This is a genomic window from uncultured Parasphingorhabdus sp., assembly GCF_963975735.1.
GTDB lineage: Bacteria > Pseudomonadota > Alphaproteobacteria > Sphingomonadales > Sphingomonadaceae > Parasphingorhabdus.
Map to the genome: position 1 here is coordinate 21278 of NZ_CAXBIA010000008.1, position 17806 is coordinate 39083.

Below are 17806 nucleotides of genomic sequence, written 5' to 3' on the forward strand. Positions count from 1 at the left end.
ACATTGGTGGCTATCATGGCTCTCCCACATCCGCCTTATTGCAGATTTCCATGAACAGAAGGTCTGCTAACAGCTAAGCGCTGAAACCGACCTTGGATCGCATGATTTGCTGCTTCCCAACCAATTTTGTGATGATGAAACGCGCCGATCGAGTTCAGGCAATGGCCGCTCACATGAACAACCGTCTGCCCTCGGAATGACAACACCTCGGCGCGAAGCGGACGTACAATCGCGCGGATGTGAATGTCTGCAAATGGGGTGGAGGCGGTCATTTCGATAGCCCCGACTGAAGTGTCCGCTTGCTTTGCTTAAAACCCTCTAAGCCGACAGTCGGCTGTCGGCCCAGAAGCTGTCATACAGATCGCTCATTTTGAATGACCGCTTTCCACCCAACATCAGACATTTGCATGGCAATCGTGAGAGCCTAAAAGCCGACGCAAGACGACTTCGCCTCCTACAGCAGGAAATGGGCCGTTTCGAGACTGTCCGCTATTGGATGCTGCGCGGTGGAAAGCTGACCTTCCGGCTACCGCCCCAATTTCGCTTGTGCAAATGCAATCGTGATTCCGCCGATAGCGGACGACTAGCACAGTTTCGACTTCTATAGCCAGACGCTAAGGATCAAGATCATCATTAGGTCAGGATTTCCAATCTAGACGCTTTCGCAGCGAACTTTGTACAATAATTATCAAAATTGCTGTTTAGACCCTCGAAAATTCATCCGAGGGCCCGTGTTGGTGAAAGGAGGAGTAGCAACTTAGCTGCTCCATATAAGATTCGCGATTTCGCGCATTTTTAGCCAGTTGCTCTAAAAAAGGCTGAATGAACGCGGGAGGCGAATATTTTGAGTTCTGACAATTCAATTTGGTGCGACAGCGAAAAGGTCCGATGATGTGAAATTAAGGAAAGAGATCGTTACGAGTTCAAAACCGCTGGCGGAGTGAAATATTGGCTACGGTTCCTATTGCATCGAATTCAGAAAGGAAGAAGGAAGATGACTGATCTTCATACGCAACGCTCGCGGATATCGTCAGATTGCTGGTGGGCAGCCAAGAAAGCGCTGCACTCAAGCCTATATTTTCATCACGGCGCTCGACAAAGGTTACGTCTTCGTAGAAATTCTCATACCAGCGTTTGGAAAACGAAGCCCGGCCAGACATCATCCACTTGGGCGATAACGCGTATAGAATATCAAGCGATCCGATAGCCGATAGGCTGTTATTCTCGGACACACCCGACCATTGTTGGGTCATTCCGATACCTGGCCGAACCAGGAAGCGCTGTGTAATGGGCAGAGCCGCACTTATGTTACCAGCAACGCCGTAAAAGCTCGTTCCGCTCTCGAAATCGCTGTCAAAGACATATCCACCAAAGCCAGTAACGCCTCCATAAATAGGGCCCAGAATTGTGGTGCCAGCTGACATAGAACCAGAAACACTGCGGCTAGAAGCCAGATTGTTTTCGAAATACTCCCTGCCATCGAGATTGAGGGCCGCACCGAAATCAACATTTCCGCCAAGACGAGTGCTAAAACCAAGGCTTGCTCCAAAATCCCCGTACCAATCGCCGCCAGGATCAGATGCCGTGCGTGTAGGATTTGACGTGTAGCCAAGACCCGCATTTCCGGAGATCGAGAATATCTCGTTGATGTTGAGAATATAGATACCGGCTTCCCCATCCAGTTCGGTATCTGAAACTTCGCGGGTCCCCTTAGGTTCGCCGATGGTGGATCCTACCGATCTGTTAAGGATTTCGCCCTGGATTACGACATCCTCTATCGGAGGGGCTACCTGCGCGTTGGCTGGAGCAGCGATCGCGGCAATAGCAATTAATGCAAAAATACGGTAAACGTTCATTGTGGGCCTCCTGCACTTGCCGTCGCACCAGCCTCGATACGAAGTGTGGCCGTCTCCCCTGTTCTAAGGGAATAGCTTTGCGTTCCTTGCCCGCGGACAACATTGTCGACGGAAATTTGTGCGGTATTGGGCGAAGCTGTTCCCTCGTTAACAGCAAAAATCTCTAGCGAGGCGACCCCGCGACCCAAGCCCAGGTTGAACAAGTTGCCAATATTGGTCAGTGAAATCTCCCCTTCGTAGATAGTCCGGCCAAATTGGGTTATCCGAACGCGCACAATATCACCGTCCTCAAGGGCATTGTCGCGCAACAGATAACTGAGATTGAGACCCGAAATGCCGATGTCGCTAAAGCCGCCGGTCGAAAAAATATCACGGCTACTGCTCAATATATCACCCAGTGCTACGATCGATGTTTTCATATGCCAGCGTTCGAGATAACTTGGTCCGCAGCCAACATAGCCTCCGCAACTTGGCGCTTGAAGCGCCCATTGCCGATAGCCCTCGTCCTGTGACTGGCGCAGTATGTTGCTGGAATCGGAAAGCGCCGACGCAAGGTTCGGATAGCCTGCCGTTAGTGCCAGACGTTCTAGCTCGCGAACATTCTGCGTGGCTAGCCACTCGGACCAACGCGACAGGCTGGTCGGAACAATGCCGACCATGCTGCTATAAGTGAAAGCATTATTGGCGACAAAGCTATCAAGGCTATCTGCCCCGGAATCAGCGCGTTTCTTATCGACCGCTTCCTGGGCGGTGCGGGTCTGGTCGAGTTCGCTTAGCAGATCCTTGAGCAGTTGATCATATTGCGCCCTGCGTTCGGATTCATCAATCGGCGACATTTCGTCTACCAACCAGTCCGGCGATACACCGTCGCCAACGCCTGCGTCTTGCAGCCTGGGGCCATCGCCCTTTTTGACGCTGGCGTCTTTCATGAACTGCACCACCGCCAGAGCGGCTGCGGCCTCGGCATTTTTCTTTTGTTCCGCGCTGAGCTCGGCCGCTGACGACGCCGCTATCTGCGAGACCAGCGCGTCCAGTTCTGCGGCGGTTCTATCGCCGAAAGCCTGATAGTCATCTTGCAAATCCCGCACCATCATGCTGATAAGTCTCATTGGAAAGCCTCGGAGTTTGTTCTCCTGTTGCGCCCTCACTTGGTCTGCAAATTGTTTTAGTTCCTCGGGCGTCGGTTGATGATCAAGATACTTCCTCTCCAATGCAATTGATAATATATCGCCGTGAGAAGCTTGAACAGGGATCTTATCCTTATCTGTTAGCAGTGGGGCACCTATAGCAGCATTGTACTGATTTATGATTGCGATCTGCTCATCAGTATAAATAAAAATCGGCGAATTTGCTTCTCCAACTTCGTTAATATTGGAGTTCCGCAGAGATTGCGCGCGCTGCTCGATTTCCTCCGCCGTATACGGGTTTTCAAAATCAATGCCGGCTAGCGCTTCGTTAAGTCCCGATAGATCGGGTAGGTCAGGAGCCATTACCTTGACTATGTCATTGGTCAGATTTGACAGTCCCTCTGTAATTTTTTTGTTGATGTCTGCCAGTTTATCACTCTCCGATGCCGAATCTGTGTCGGCAACCTCATTTTCAGTAATAATTTTCCACGACTTTTCTTTTGCGGCAGAATCGGCGATGTCGCGGGCTGTGCTGAGTGCGAGCCCGATACCGTTGGGGCTGTTCTCCATCATACCAAAGGCAACAAAGTCCAGTCGAGCAGCGACATCATTAAAGCTGACAGCGCCATTTGACCGCCCAGAAGCACTCTCAGTCGTCGCAAACTTACCCCCTCTAGTCGCCATTACGCGATCTATGGCGGCCAGTACTTCTGGTGACTTGCCGAACTGCATGCGCCATCCACCATTTCGGTCTATTCCATGGAGAGAGGTGGATATGCTGACTGGGCGCATCGTCCCATCTGGGGCCATGTTGCTGATCCGGTGCTGGGTAGCCAGAGCGTGAATTTGTCCAAAGCCGGGATCGGAAGCCGCAAATCCGTGCGCCCAATGAACAATCGTATCACCGTTAGGCAGTCTGTAGGTGAAAGCCGGAATATCGAACTCAATCAGCGCGATGGGCGCTCCCTGATTATCCAGATAGCGACGGCTCAGTTTAAAGCTGACTGCCGCAGGATCCTGCTGCAACCCCAATGAATGGAGATTCGTAGTGACTGACCAGTCTGCATCACCGTCCAAAGGTGGTGAAGAAATTAACAGCGGATGGACAATGGTGTTGAAATTACTGGCAGCCGCGTCGCTTCCGCTTGCGATATTATTGACATAATCGAAAGCGTAACTGGCCTCCGGTCCGGTCTTGTTTAGCAGGGGCATAATGCCAATGCCGCCGGCGCGTTCGGCTATGGCCACTCCATTTTGCGCATCGAAGATCAAAAGCGACCTGCCATTGACGCGTCTCCGCGCCATCATCACATCCTTGCTCTCGCTTACAACCTCACCCGCTTGTGAAACTTCCTGGCCAAAGCGCAAAAGACTGACGCTCTGCTCCGGGGTTTCCTGAGCGATGGCTGGAGCTTCTGCCATAATTCCTAATGTTGAAACCCCGGCCCAGAGGGCTAGGCGCAGTGCAACGCGCATATTAAGCTTGGTGGTCAATTTACGTCTCCTGTGATACGGCTAACAAATACAAAATCGTCAATTGGGCGCAGCGCCAGAGTGGCCCCACCCGCACGCCAGACCCGGTCGCGGAAAGTCGGTTCGTCCGATCCGACGATGTTGGCCCAGTTTTGACTTGCGATCAGTGCGCGGGCAGCGATCAAGCGCGCTTCACCTGCACCGCCTGCGAGCGTGCGCCCGCCGAATGGCGTAGGGTCCATCAATGCGGACGCAGCTTCAGCATCACCGGATTTCAATGCATTCAGGAAACTCGTGGCGACCATTTTTTCGACGGCCATCGGGTCGCTTGCGCCCGAAAAGCGTATGTCGCGAACCGCTGATTCTCCCATTAAACGGCGCGTTGCCCTTTCATTGGCTGCTGAGCCCGACGCAGCAACATTATAGCTGGTCTGGCCAAGTCGTCCGAGCCAAACGCCCCTTTGTTGACGATTTTTAATGCGCGCGAGACTTGCATAGGCATCGGGTGCGGCGGCCTGGACAACTTCTGACCATTGTTGGGTCAGCCGGATAGCATCGAATCTTTCTACACCGATCTTTGCCCCATATGGGCGAAGCAACAGCAACTGCCCTGGTTTGGCCTTTTCATTGTTTACTGACGCCGAACCCTCGATGACGGCTATATAAGCAACTTCATTGGCATAGCCTGCAATTCCAACAAATTTATCCAGATCCACTTGACGGCCAGCAAAGGGCATTGAGGATGCATCAGAATTGATCAACAATTGTTCACCCGTCGCGAGCCGTTCGCTGTGCCCTGCTTGCGCGTTGGCGAGCAAGACGCCCGTCTCTGCGCGCACAGACGAAAATGCGCTTCCCATTATTACCAATGCTATCGCTAGATCGCGACCAATGCGTAAATCAAATGTCATCGATGCCCCCTGTTTCAGTCCTGTCACAAGGTACAGCGAGTTATTGTAGGAGAACGGATCACAAAAATCTGACGGTCGCAAAAAAATCTTACGGTGACAGCGCCAGAAACTATGAATGTCCCATCATCTAACAGAACAAAATGCGTTCACTTAATGCGTTGGGCTTTGATACAGTGCGATCTTCTTTAATCGATTGATCTTTCTTTGTTTTTCAACTTTAAAGATATTCATCACCACGGGGGCGACGAAAATTGTCACGAAAGGGTCCTGATACCCAGCAAATGATCGTGAGTTGGCGCGAAGGGGTTGCTGACGATCGTGATCGATTGATCCAGCATCTATTGCCTGAACTGCAGCAAATCGCGGCTGCTAGGCTTCGCGGCGAGTATGGAAGCTCGCTTTCGACAGGTGATTTGATTAATGATGCAGTTCTCAAGCTGATCCGGATCGACAAGATTACTCTTGCAGACCGGGCACATTTCATCGCTCTCTCATCCCGGCTGATGCGTAACATCTTGACCGATCACGCTCGCGCGAAGTCGTCAGAGAAACGTCGTCATCACAAGGTCGAACTCAACACGAGTATCGATGGCGAACAGAGATTTGATCTCGATTCACTCAATTCTGCGCTGATAAGATTGGGGGTTATTGATCCTCAATTAATGGAGATAGTTGAGATGCGTTATTTTGGCGGCATGACGATTACCGATATAGCCGAAGTCAGTGGACTGTCCGAGCCAACCGTCAAACGGCGCTGGCAAACTGCCCGCGCTTGGTTAATGGCCGCTCTCGACGAGCAGGAGGTATGACCGATGCTGATATTGAACGCGAAGCCATAGCACTCTTCGAAGCGATGTTAGACATCGCTGAGCATGATCGCGATAACTGGTTGGCGCAACGGACTTCGAATAATTCTCCTATACGCATGCGCGTCGAAGCCATGCGTAGAGCTGACCGGAATGCTATGCTCCGTACTGGTACTGCATCCGAAACTATTTCCGAGGAACTTGCTCCAGAGAGGATCGGTGCTTATCGGATAGTGAGCTTGATCGGTCGGGGCGGTATGGGTTCAGTCTATCGCGGCGAACGCGACGTGGGCGATTTTGACCATGTGGCTGCTATCAAATTAGTCAAGCCTGGGCTCCTGTCGACATCATTAACCGATCGGCTGCGAAAAGAACGCCAAACACTTGCACAGTTGCGGCACCCCAATATAGCTCAACTTTACGATGGTGGTGAGACTCCCGAGGGACTTCCCTTTATCGTCATGGAATATGTTGATGGCGAGCCTCTGCTCAACTGGGCTGACGGCAATAAATTGGATCTGAAAGCCAGAGCTGCATTGTTCGTGACAGTATGTGATGCCGTCGCATTTGCTCACCGCCATCTCATTGTTCACCGAGATCTGACGCCATCGAATATTCTCGTTACATCGGACGGCACTGTCAAGCTGATCGACTTTGGTATCGCCAAGCCCGCTGAGACCGACACCGTGGACGTTCTGACGAGTTTGGTTACACCATCGATTGCTAGCCTAAGTCTGACGCCAGGTTTTGCCGCACCTGAACGGCTAACCAGCTTGCGGGTAACGACAGCTGCCGACGTATATTCTCTCGGCAAGATACTCGCCGCACTGATTCCCGAAAGTGAGACAGATCTTTCGGCAATTGTGTCAACGGCGACAGCTACTGAACTGGAAGATCGCTATGCTACTGTCGACGCTTTGCGTGATGATGTATCCGCTTGGCTTGAAGGTATGCCAGTCAGTGTGCGGCCAGGTGGGTGGCGTTATCGTACGGTGCTTTTTGTCAATCGTCACAGGCTCGGTAGCCTGTTAGGCGGTCTTGCATCGGTTTTTATAATTGGCGCATTGATAGTTGCGACTGTGGCTTATTCGCGAGCAGAGCGGGCCCGGCAAGCGGAGGCTGCGCGCTTTGCCGAAGTCCGCGATTTGGCCGGCTTTATGATTTTTGATCTCGAAGAGCGGCTTTCACGGGTCGTTGGGACAGGCGAGGCGCGAGTGGCGCTGACGAAACGGGCGCAAATTTATTTATCAGAACTGGCGAAGAATTCTAACGTTACTGAGCAACTTCGATTGGAGGCAGCACGAGGCTTTCTTCAGTTAGCACTTATCCGCGGAATACCGGGTCAACCGAACCAAGGCGATCGCGTCGGTGCTCGACATAATATTTTGGACGCTCTCAAATTACTTCATGGAATGGAAACGGCAGAATCCAGAACCCTGAAGGTGCGTGTTTTGGCTAAACAGGCATTGCTGGAAGCCCATGTCGATAGCGATCTCAAAAAGGCAGGTGAGAGTGTTGAGAAAGCAACGCAGAATCTTGAAGCCGTCTCTGAATCTAAGCGTGGCGCCGCTTGGAAATCGGCGCGCAGCGACGTCCGGCGCAGCCAGCTTGAGCTAGCTTTGCTAAATGGAGATGCAGACGGGATTCGCAAATTTGCCGCTCTGCTGGCTCGCGAAGCACAAGAGCGTAGTTCCGATTCACTGCCTGATAGCGACGTTCGCCTAGATCAAGCCTTGGCAGAGCATTTCCTTGGGCTCGCTGGATATTTGTCGGACAATCTCGATGAAGGCGTAACCTATTTCACAAATGCCGATCAGCGCTTCGCAGCGATCATCAAAGACGAACCAAATGAACCAAATTTGCTCTATTTGCGTGCTTTCAACGCTTATACAGGCCACGGAACCGCCGAAGGGTTGCCAGGGAAACGGTCCGCGGCAATCGCGTTTTTGCGTACCGCGACCGATAGTGTCGACAGGCTATTGGCTGTAGAACCAAATGATGCCGCAATGCTCAGTTTTGCAGCAGCCGTTAAACAAGCCCAAGCACAAGATCTGTCTGCTCAAGGTCGCTATTCACAGGCAATCGAGACGCAGAAGCAAGTGATTGAGAATTATACTTCAGCTTACAGGCGCAGCAAAAGCCCCGGAACTGCCAACAAGCTTGTTGGTGCATATCAAACGCTCGGACTGATTTTCGATCAGGCCGGTAATAAGAAACAAGCTTGCAACGCTCGTACCGATGCGATTGATTCGCTAGATGTCCTAAGAAAGGCCAATCAATTATTGGGTTCTATTGAGGCGATGGAAGTGAAAATTAGGGCTTCTTTAAAAAGCTGTCCGGCATGATCACTGCCGCCTTCAATGGTTCAGCGGCGACCGCTTCGTGTAAATCTATAATGAAGTACAGAGGCAAAAGATAAGGGCAAAGTAGACGACAAGCCAAATCTATTTGGATGACCAACCCTAAACGGAGCCGATTTTCTTCTTGCCAAGCATAGACGATGGCATCGTCTGAGTGTCTGCTTTCAGAAATTCCTCGCGACGACCTGATAGTCTGCAATTGGGCGCGAAGCAGACAAAGGATCCGACTGTTGTCAATAACCGCTCGTGGGGCGTTAGCCGACTAGCCGCTTTTGACAAAATTCGGATAATCCACTGGACTTCGGTGTTTGTTCGAGCATTGCTATTGGGGTCGCTGCAAATAACCGCGACACGCCGCAGGGTTTTCAATCCCATCCGCGGCTTGGGTCAGTGGAAGAGCCGGATAGACCGGCTCCAATGCTGGAGACCCAATGTGCCAACGACAAAACCCAAGACGCAAACCAAATCCGCCACCGTTATTGCGCTGCTAAACCGCGGCAAAGGCGCAACTCTTGGTGATATTTGCAAAGCCACAAAATGGCGAACCCACAGCGCTCGTGCGTTCCTGACTGGCCTGCGCAAGAAAGGCTTTACTATCACCCGCGAACAGCGCGGCGATGATGGCACGGCCTACAGGATTACACAGAATCCGGATCAGAGCGCGATACAGGCAGCATCATGACCGCACTCGAACAGCAGTTGGCCGAACTGATGACAATGCCCCCTGCCCAGCTGCGATCCTTGTGGCGCGACACATATCGATCGCCTGCTCCCGACATCGGACCAGACCTGCTCAGGCGCGGTATCGCCAATCGCCTGCAGGAACGTGTGCACGGCAGCCTGACAGGCGCCACCACGCGAGAAATCCAGCGCCTTCGCAAACGCGTCGAGCGCACCGGAAAAGCCGGCTACATGCACGCCATCTCGTTGAAAACCGGAACCAGACTGGTTCGATCGTGGAACGGCAAAAGCTTTCATGTTCTGGTATGTGATGACGGGTTTGAGTTTGAGGGGCGCCACTACGAGAGCCTCAGTCATATCGCCCTAGAGATAACTGGCGCCCATTGGTCCGGCCCTCGCTTCTTCGGATTGAAGAAGCGGAGCGGATACAAATCCAAGGCATCGGCTTATGTCTGACAAACCCAAAAAGCTGCGCTGCGCCATCTATACGCGCAAATCGACCGAAGACGGGCTGGAACAGGATTTTAACAGTCTGGACGCTCAGCGTGAGGCCTGTGCTGCCTATATCCTCAGTCAGGCCAGCGAAGGCTGGGAAGCGGTTCCCGAACTGTATGATGACGGTGGCTGGTCTGGCGGTTCAATGAACCGACCTGCCATAACCCAGCTTCTCGGCGACATAAAAGCCGGCAAAGTCGATGTCATCGTTGTGTACAAGGTTGATCGACTGACCCGCTCGCTAGCTGACTTTGCCAAAATCGTTGAGATACTCGACGAGAACGAAGCCAGCTTTGTCAGCGTCACCCAATCGTTCAATACAACAACCAGCATGGGGCGCCTGACGCTGAACGTCCTTCTATCATTCGCGCAGTTCGAGCGCGAGGTGACCGGCGAACGCATCCGCGACAAAGTTGCGGCATCCAAGAAGAAAGGCATGTGGATGGGAGGCGGTGTGCCGTTTGGATATGATGTTATAGAACGCCAGTTAGTGATCAACCAATCTGAAGCGGAAATCGTGTGCTGGATGTTTGAACGCTACACAGAGATAAGATCAGTGCCGCAGCTGGTCGAGGAAATGGCGGCGAAAGGTATCAAAACTAGAATGCGTGTCTGGAAAACGGGAAAGGTTGTGGGTGGAGTTACTTTCAAAACCGGTACTCTGACCCATCTCCTTCAAAACCCGGTCTATGTTGGCAAGGTGAAACATAAGGACAATGTCTACGATGGAGCCCACCAAGCCGTAATCTCTCAAGAGCTGTTTGATATCGTTCAGGGCACCTTTGAGGCCAATCGACGCACCAATGCGCTGGGTAAGAAAAGCCGCAACCCGAGTCTGCTAACGGGCATGATCACGGATCCAGATGGCAAACCGATGACGCCCACCCATGCAACCAAGGGATCAAAACGGTTCCGCTATTATGTCACCCGTACCCAACCAGGAGACCAATCAACCAAATGGCGCATGCCCGCTGGGGAAATCGAGAGGCTGGTGGTTGATGCAGTTGCGAAGCAACTGGGCTTTGTTGATTCCAACGGCGATGAGACCGCAGCTCATCTTTCCGAGCTGATAAACAAACGTCAGGATATTGCTGGTGCCCTGCCCGGCATGACCATCAGGGAACAGCGCAAAATATTGCTCAGCAGGCAGACCAGCGTGGAGGTGAACGAAGCTGCTATAAAAATAAGTTCCAAACCATCAGATCAGGATGAGCCATCCACAATATCCGTCAAGGCAAAGCTGGTGAGCAAGGGCTCCGACTTAAAACTCGCTATCGCACCTGACCAAGGCCCGCCCAAACGGGACCCCGATCCAGTGCTTCTACGATTGATCGCTCATGCGTTTGCAGCGCAAGACCTTCTGCTCTCAGGAAAACCATCGCCGATGATCGCAGAATATAGCCCGCGCCATCTCCAGCAGCTTACCCGGCTAAGCTATCTTGCCCCTGACATTATCTCCTCCATTATAGATGGCGCGCAGCCAGTTGATCTCACCGGCCGCAAGATCCTGCGCATTGGCGGCGTTCCGCTTTGCTGGAGAGCACAGCGCGAGCTGCTCGGCTTCAACGGAAGCTCGAAAACCACCCAATTCCAATAGTGCATCTGGTGCCAGCGTTTTGGGCCATGGAGATAAAAAGGCATTATGCCCTACTATGGCCGCTGCCAAATGGTCTCTGGTCACGGGAGCTCCCATGCGGCGCGAGCTAACCCTCTAAGAACTTGGCATTAAATTGGCCCAAGGCCGCAGTGCCGCTAGACATTGAAAAATAAGAAAAAAGGTGGTGCCCGAGGGCGGATTCGAACCACCGACACAGCGATTTTCAGTCGCTTGCTCTACCAACTGAGCTACTCGGGCATCTGGGCCTGCGCGATGCGCTGGCCACGTTAGGAAGCGACGCTATAGGCGGGGCTATTGCTGCTTGTCCAGCCTAAAAATGGCGGTTTTGTTGCGCCTGTTCAGTCCTCTCCATTTCGGCCCGAATCCCCGGTGAAATGTTCAGCCAGTTCATCCGGCGAAACCGCCTGCCCGGGGATTTTATAGCCGTCGCCCAGCCATTGCAGCAGATCGCGATCCTTGCAGCCTGCGCTGCAGAAAGGGGCGAATTCTGCCGTCGCTACACGCTTGCACACCGGACATTTTGGCGTTTTTGTTCCGGCCATCTGCTATCCTTATCCCAACAGTCCGGGAAACAGGCCCGACAGCAGGATGGCAGATATCACCAGCGGGCAGAGCCAGCGGACCAGAAACAGCCAGATGCGATGCAATTCGCCGTCGAGACCATTTTCGCTGTCGATCAACCGCCGGTCGGCGATCCAGCCGACAAAGATGGCGACCAGAAGCGCGGATGTTGGCAGCAATATTTTCGCGGTCAGTTCGTCAATGATGCCGAACACCGGCTGACCGGAGAAGATCATGAAGTCAAACGGCTGGAAATCGGCCTGGCTGTTGAACGAGAAACTTGCCCAGGCACCGATCAGGAAGGCGAGCCCGCCCAATATGATCGTCACCAGCCAGCGCGGCTGTTTGAACCGCCCTATCGCCCAGCTGACAGAGGCCTCGAGCAGTGCAACCGAACTGGTCAGCGCTGCAAAGAACACCATGATGAAGAACAGCAATCCAATGAGCGATCCCGCCGGCATGGTCTGGAACGCGACCGGCAGATTGACGAATAACAGTCCGAGCCCGCCCTGCACCTGTTCCTGGCCATCCAATATTGCAGTCAGACTGGCCGGAGCGAGCGCGGCGAATGTTATCGGGAATATCGCCAGACCGGCGATAATCGCAACCGACGTATCGGCGCTGGCGATCTGGACCGATGTTTTTGCCAGATTGATGTCCCGCGCCGCATAGGCACCATAAGTGATCATCAGTGCCGACCCCAGAGACAGCGAGAACAGGGCCTGACCGAGCGCCGACAGCTGGACCGACGGGTCGAGCAAACGCGCCGGCTCGAAATCAAACAGAAATTCCAGAGCCGCACCGAATGATCCGGTAAAGGCACCATATATGGTAATCGCAATCAGCAAGATGAAGAAAATCGGCATCAGCCAGACAGCGACTTTCTCGATGCCGCTGCTGACGCCGCGTCCGACGAAGAATATCGTCAGAGCCATGAAAATGGCGTGCATCGCCAGCATCTCGCTGCTGTTCGCCTGCAGGGCCGGCAGCAGGGCCTGGACCTGATCGACCGACGAATCCTGCAAGGCGCCTTGCGCCAGACCGCCCGATGCGAAAGCATGGACGACATCGCCGACAAAAATGCCGATAAAATGCACGATCCAGCCCGCCAGGACGCTGTAATATGTGAGAATCAGGAAAGCACCGACCATCCCGATACCGGCAGCGACGGACCACCAGCTTGACGCGCGGGATTCGATTGCCACCTTCTTCATGCTTTCGATAGCCGACCCCTGACCGTGGCGGCCAATGAGTGTTTCGGAAAGCAGGATCGGCAGACCGATCAGCAAAACGCAGAAAATATAGAATATGACAAAGGCACCACCGCCATTTGCGCCCGCTTCAGCGGGGAAACGAACCAGATTGCCGAGCCCGACGGCCGAACCGATCGCGGCCAGGACAAATGCGGTTCGCGAGGACCAGCCCTCTCCTCTTGGTGCTACTGCGCCTGCCATATTTCATTCTCCCCGTAATCTCGAGCCGGTTGCGGCTTTGTTACCCCTGTTACTAGCTGCGCATCAGCATCGGGCCAAGCGGTTTTCCGGCAAAAATATGGACGTGGAGATGGGCCACTTCCTGATGGCCGTGCTTGCCGACGTTGGCGAGCAGGCGATAACCCGGCTCAACCATACCGGCTTCGCGGGCGACATGGCCGACGGCGCGGACAAATCCGGCGATTTCCGCGTCGCTCGCGCTGGCCGAGAAATCGTCCCAGCTGACATAGCGGCCTTTCGGGATCACCAATATATGTTCCGGTGCCTGCGGATTGATATCGTGGAAGGCGAGCACCCATTCGTCTTCATAGACGGACTTGTTGGGGATCTCCCCGCGCAGGATTTTCGCGAAAATATTATCGTCATCATAAGCCAGGGTCGGGTCGATCGCCATCAATTTGCTCCTCTTGCCGCTTTTTCTTCCAGGCCGGACAGGCCTTCGCGGCGCGCCAGTTCGGCGGTCACGTCATCGAGAGACAGGTCCATGTCGGCGAGCAGCACCATCAGGTGGAACAGCAGGTCGGCCGCCTCTCCGGTCATCGCCGCCTTGTCATCCAGCACAGCGGCAATCACCGCTTCGGTCGCCTCTTCACCAAGCTTTTCCGCCATTTTGGCACGGCCTTTGGCCCGCAGGCTGGCGACATAGCTTGTTTCCGGCTCCGCTTCGCGGCGTTCCAAAATCGTGCGTTCGAGAGATTTGAGAATATTGGTCATCGCTGGCGGTTTGCGCGACGGATCGCCTGTTCGTCAAGTCCTAGCGACACAAGTTTGCTGATCCTGTGACAATGGCGAAAAAAAGGGACCGCCGGTTGCCCCCCTGACGGTCCCATCCGGGCCACACCGCAATTGGAAAGCGGACGGCGCCGGGAATTTGTCGATTAAAGCTTTTTGCGACGCCGGGCTGCCATTCGGCCAGTAACCAGTCCGGCCAGCCCAATGCCGAGCATCAGCATGTTCGAAGGTTCGGGAACCGGAGTACCGCCGGAAGAAGATCCGGTCCCGCCCGAAGAGCCTGTTCCCCCTGAAGTGCCTGTTCCTCCGGAAGAACCTGTTCCGCCTGTCGACGTTCCGTTTCCGGATGAACCCGAACTACCCCAGCCCGAGCTACCCCAACCGGAACTACCCCAGCCGGAACTACCCCAGCCCGAGCTACCCCAGCCCGAGCTACCCCACCCTTTGACGGAGCCGCGACTGTCGCTGCTCCAGGTCGCATCGGCAGGAGCGCTGGCTACAACAGCCAGTGCTGCGGCGGCGGTCCAGATCGTATATTTCATCAGTTTCATAGTCGAATTCCATTCCCAAATTTTAAAAATCCCATGGAAATAGTTAAGCAAGAGGCCTGCCAGTTCGCCGGAAAGCCCAGCTTAGCGGCGATAGAATAGTTAATGATATTTCGAAAAATCAGCAGATGTAAAGTAAACCGACATTAACCATCGCCCGACATGGCGATAATCGGGGAATATTTACAATTTTGCCGGATCAGGCCCGGGCGGGCAGCTTCGCAGCGCGTAGCGCGGCATGGGCGTCAGCAATGCTATATTGGCCGAAGTGGAATATCGAGGCCGCGAGCACAGCGTTGGCATGGCCTTTGGTTACACCCTCGACCAGATGGTCAAGATTGCCGACCCCGCCGCTAGCCACCACCGGTATGGACACCGCGTCGGCAAGCATGCGGGTCAGTGCCAGATCATAGCCGTCGCGGGTGCCGTCGCGGTCCATCGAGGTGACCAGCAACTCCCCTGCCCCCAGATCGGCCATGCGGACGGCATGTTCCAGCGCGTCGATCCCGGTCGGCGTACGGCCGCCATGGGTGAATATTTCCCAGCGCCCTTCCGCCACTTTGCGGGCGTCGATCGAGGCAACCATGCACTGGCTGCCGAATCGGGTAGCAATGTCGCTGACCACTTCGGGCCGCGACACAGCGGCACTGTTCACCGCGACCTTGTCCGCTCCGGCCATCAGCAAAGCCCGCGCATCATCCGCCGTGCGGACGCCGCCGCCGACGGTCACCGGCATAAAGCAGACCTCGGCGGTACGCCGGACGACATCGATGATCGTGTCACGATTTTCGTGAGATGCAGTGATGTCGAGAAAGCAGAGTTCGTCTGCGCCAGCCGCATCGTAGGCCTGCGCCTGCTCGACCGGATCGCCGGCGTCCTGCAGATCGACGAAATTGACGCCCTTGACCACGCGGCCATTGGCAACGTCGAGACAGGGAATGACGCGGATACGGACGGTCATGAGCGTCCCGCCGTTCGTCTCGAGCGAAGTCGAGAGACGTTTGCGCGCGAAACCAATGTGTCTCGACTGCGCTCGACACGAACGGATTGAAACAACTCAACCACGATTGGCCATCGCAATCGCCGTCGCCAGATCGAGCCGACCATCATATAGGGCCCGGCCGGTAATCACGCCTTCAATCCCGTCCTTGGCGAACTGGCTGAGCATGTGAATGTCGTCGAGACCCTTGACCCCGCCGCTGGCGATCACCGGAATATCGACGCCGCGCGCCAGATCGACGGTGGCTTCGATATTGCAGCCGGTCAGCATGCCGTCGCGGCCGACATCGGTGAACAGGATCGAGGCAACGCCTGCGTCCTCGAACCGGCGGGCAAGATCGCGGACGCTGACATCCGACACATCGGCCCAGCCTTCGGTCGCGACCATGCCGTCCCGTGCGTCAACCGCGACGACGATGCCGCCTTCATATTCTTTCGCCATATCCTTGACGAAATCGGGATCCTTGAGCGCAGCGGTTCCGATCACCAGCCGGGCGACACCCAGTTCGAACCAGCGCTCCACCGTCTCGCGATTGCGGATACCGCCGCCGAGCTGTACATAGCCGGGAAAGCTGGCGACAATCGCTTCCACCGCTTCGGCGTTCTGGGGCGATCCGGCAAAAGCGCCGTCGAGATCGACCACATGAATATGCTCGGCACCGGCAGCGGCAAACAGGCCGGCCTGTTCCGCCGGATTGTCGCCATAGACGGTGGCGCGGTCCATATCACCTTCGGCCAAGCGCACGACTTCGCCCGATTTGAGGTCAATTGCGGGAAATACGATCATGGTTTCCACTCCAGAAAACGGTTGAGAAAGGCCAGTCCATAAGCCTGGCTTTTCTCCGGATGAAATTGCACGCCGACGATATTGTCGCAGCCAACCGCCGATACCAGCGGCACGCCGTGGCTGGTCTTCGCCAATATGTCGGCTTCATTGGCGGCATCAAAATGATAGCCGTGCAGATAATAAGCTTCGCCCGACTCGAGCAGATCATGCCCCTCGGTCGGGGTCACATCGTTCCAGCCCATATGCGGGATCTTTATTTCGTCACTGGCAGGCTCGATCGCCTTTACCGTGCCGCCAATCCAGCCGAGACCGTCATGCTCGCCAAATTCGATGCCTTTGTCGGCCAGCATCTGCATTCCGACACAGATGCCGAGAAAAGGTATGCCCTCAGCGCGGACCCGCCGATCCATCGCGGCAACCATGCCGTCGATCGCTACCAGTGCATCGCGGCAGGCACCAAAGGCGCCAACGCCGGGCAATATGATCCGGTCGGCGCGCGCCACCAGTTCCGGGTCGGTGGTTACAGAGACATGGCCGGCCCCTGCGGCCATCAAGGCGTTGTGGACACTGTGCAAATTGCCGGCGCCGAAATCTATAAGAGCGATGGTTTCAGACATAATGCCAATCAACCGCCGAATGCGCGAAGATTACCCGAAATCCGCATCTTCTTTGCGACTTCGCGGCTTCGCGTGATAGAATCCTGAAGAAAAGTCCGCTGACGCGGGAAACACAACTCAGCCACCCAATTGCCCCTTGGTCGAGGGAATCGCGTCGCCCTTGCGCGGGTCGCGCTCGACAGCCTGACGCATCGCGCGGGCAAAGCCCTTGAAGATGCTTTCCGCAATATGGTGGTTATTCTCGCCATAGAGCAATTCGATATGCAGCGTGATCCCGGCAGCATCGGCGACGCTGTGGAACCAGTGTTTGAACAATTCCGTGTCCATCTCGCCCAGCCGCTCCTGCGTGAAGCCGGCGTTCCATACGAAATAGGGGCGGCCGGAAATATCCAGCGCCACCCGGCTCAACGTCTCGTCCATCGGCGAATAGGCACTGCCGTAGCGCACGATACCGGCCTTGTCGCCGAGCGCCTGATGGATCGCCTGGCCCAGCGCGATGGCGCTGTCTTCCGTGGTATGATGCTGGTCGACGTGGAGGTCGCCCTTGATCTTCATTTTCAGGTCAATCAGCGAATGACGCGAGAATTGCTCGATCATATGATCGAGGAAACCAATGCCGGTGGACACGTCAAATTGGCCGGTCCCGTCAAGGTTCAACTCGACAAAAATCTCGGTTTCTTTGGTATTTCGCTCGATTGTCGCTGTTCTCATGCAGATGGCCTATAAAGGCTTGGACAAATCA

The 17806-nt window shown here is 54.7% G+C and carries 18 protein-coding genes and 1 tRNA gene; 5 read left to right on the forward strand and 14 right to left on the reverse strand.

The genetic code is table 11. From position 1 onward, the window contains the following. Positions 1 to 35: 35 nt before the first annotated feature. From AACZ86_RS10180 to AACZ86_RS10195, 4 genes are all read right to left on the reverse strand, one after another. The gene (locus AACZ86_RS10180) at positions 36 to 272 is read right to left on the reverse strand and encodes a hypothetical protein (RefSeq protein ID WP_339692087.1); all 237 of its coding nucleotides are present in this window, start codon (positions 270 to 272) and stop codon (positions 36 to 38) included. Between the two features lie 651 nt (positions 273 to 923). Beyond that, on the reverse strand, positions 924 to 1856 hold the full coding sequence (locus AACZ86_RS10185) for a hypothetical protein (RefSeq protein ID WP_339692090.1): 933 nt from the start codon (positions 1854 to 1856) through the stop codon (positions 924 to 926). Further along, entirely contained in the window at positions 1853 to 4477 is a 2625-nt protein-coding gene (locus tag AACZ86_RS10190) for a hypothetical protein (RefSeq protein ID WP_339692093.1), read from the reverse strand. The genes AACZ86_RS10185 and AACZ86_RS10190 overlap by 4 nt, the downstream gene beginning before the upstream one ends. After that, positions 4474 to 5448, reverse strand: coding sequence for a hypothetical protein (locus tag AACZ86_RS10195; RefSeq protein WP_339692095.1), 975 nt, complete (start codon positions 5446 to 5448; stop codon positions 4474 to 4476). The genes AACZ86_RS10190 and AACZ86_RS10195 overlap by 4 nt, the downstream gene beginning before the upstream one ends. A 200-nt stretch (positions 5449 to 5648) precedes the next feature. Here AACZ86_RS10195 and AACZ86_RS10200 point away from each other — a divergent pair, with 200 nt between their 5' ends. The 5 genes from AACZ86_RS10200 (at position 5649) to AACZ86_RS10220 (ending at position 11306) form a co-directional block, all read left to right on the forward strand. Beyond that, positions 5649 to 6176, forward strand: coding sequence for an ECF-type sigma factor (locus AACZ86_RS10200; protein ID WP_339692276.1), 528 nt, complete (start codon positions 5649 to 5651; stop codon positions 6174 to 6176). After that, positions 6173 to 8518, forward strand: coding sequence for a serine/threonine-protein kinase (locus tag AACZ86_RS10205; RefSeq protein WP_339692096.1), 2346 nt, complete (start codon positions 6173 to 6175; stop codon positions 8516 to 8518). Before AACZ86_RS10200 ends, AACZ86_RS10205 begins: the two co-directional genes overlap by 4 nt. 448 nt (positions 8519 to 8966) lie before the next feature. After that, on the forward strand, positions 8967 to 9215 hold the full coding sequence (locus tag AACZ86_RS10210) for a DUF3489 domain-containing protein (protein ID WP_339692098.1): 249 nt from the start codon (positions 8967 to 8969) through the stop codon (positions 9213 to 9215). After that, entirely contained in the window at positions 9212 to 9670 is a 459-nt protein-coding gene (locus AACZ86_RS10215) for a DUF2924 domain-containing protein (protein ID WP_339692101.1), read from the forward strand. The genes AACZ86_RS10210 and AACZ86_RS10215 overlap by 4 nt, the downstream gene beginning before the upstream one ends. Continuing rightward, positions 9663 to 11306: a recombinase family protein gene (locus AACZ86_RS10220; protein WP_339692102.1), complete on the forward strand. Its 1644-nt coding sequence runs from the start codon at positions 9663 to 9665 to the stop codon at positions 11304 to 11306. Before AACZ86_RS10215 ends, AACZ86_RS10220 begins: the two co-directional genes overlap by 8 nt. 182 nt (positions 11307 to 11488) lie before the next feature. On the opposite strand, the gene AACZ86_RS10225 is transcribed toward AACZ86_RS10220, so the two are convergent. From AACZ86_RS10225 to hisB, 10 genes are all read right to left on the reverse strand, one after another. Further along, positions 11489 to 11564 (reverse strand) — tRNA-Phe (locus AACZ86_RS10225). Between the two features lie 101 nt (positions 11565 to 11665). Continuing rightward, positions 11666 to 11869, reverse strand: coding sequence for a DNA gyrase inhibitor YacG (gene yacG, locus AACZ86_RS10230; RefSeq protein ID WP_339692104.1), 204 nt, complete (start codon positions 11867 to 11869; stop codon positions 11666 to 11668). A gap of 9 nt (positions 11870 to 11878) precedes the next feature. Further along, the gene (locus AACZ86_RS10235; RefSeq protein WP_339692107.1) at positions 11879 to 13342 is read right to left on the reverse strand and encodes a sodium-dependent transporter; all 1464 of its coding nucleotides are present in this window, start codon (positions 13340 to 13342) and stop codon (positions 11879 to 11881) included. Between the two features lie 52 nt (positions 13343 to 13394). Further along, positions 13395 to 13775 carry a histidine triad nucleotide-binding protein gene (locus tag AACZ86_RS10240; protein ID WP_339692109.1) on the reverse strand — a complete coding sequence of 127 codons (381 nt, stop codon included), beginning with the start codon at positions 13773 to 13775 and terminating at the stop codon, positions 13395 to 13397. Beyond that, entirely contained in the window at positions 13775 to 14095 is a 321-nt protein-coding gene (locus AACZ86_RS10245; RefSeq protein WP_339692112.1) for a phosphoribosyl-ATP diphosphatase, read from the reverse strand. The genes AACZ86_RS10240 and AACZ86_RS10245 overlap by 1 nt, the downstream gene beginning before the upstream one ends. A gap of 164 nt (positions 14096 to 14259) precedes the next feature. Further along, on the reverse strand, positions 14260 to 14664 hold the full coding sequence (locus AACZ86_RS10250; protein ID WP_339692113.1) for a PEP-CTERM sorting domain-containing protein: 405 nt from the start codon (positions 14662 to 14664) through the stop codon (positions 14260 to 14262). Positions 14665 to 14860: 196 nt separating this feature from the next. After that, the gene (hisF, locus tag AACZ86_RS10255) at positions 14861 to 15622 is read right to left on the reverse strand and encodes an imidazole glycerol phosphate synthase subunit HisF (RefSeq protein ID WP_339692114.1); all 762 of its coding nucleotides are present in this window, start codon (positions 15620 to 15622) and stop codon (positions 14861 to 14863) included. Positions 15623 to 15718: 96 nt separating this feature from the next. After that, positions 15719 to 16447: a 1-(5-phosphoribosyl)-5-[(5-phosphoribosylamino)methylideneamino]imidazole-4-carboxamide isomerase gene (gene hisA, locus AACZ86_RS10260; RefSeq protein WP_339692117.1), complete on the reverse strand. Its 729-nt coding sequence runs from the start codon at positions 16445 to 16447 to the stop codon at positions 15719 to 15721. Further along, positions 16444 to 17064: an imidazole glycerol phosphate synthase subunit HisH gene (gene hisH / locus AACZ86_RS10265; protein WP_339692119.1), complete on the reverse strand. Its 621-nt coding sequence runs from the start codon at positions 17062 to 17064 to the stop codon at positions 16444 to 16446. The genes hisA and hisH overlap by 4 nt, the downstream gene beginning before the upstream one ends. Positions 17065 to 17181: 117 nt before the next feature. Further along, positions 17182 to 17775, reverse strand: a complete 594-nt coding sequence (hisB, locus tag AACZ86_RS10270) for an imidazoleglycerol-phosphate dehydratase HisB (protein WP_339692122.1) — start codon at positions 17773 to 17775, stop codon at positions 17182 to 17184. Positions 17776 to 17806: the final 31 nt, after the last annotated feature.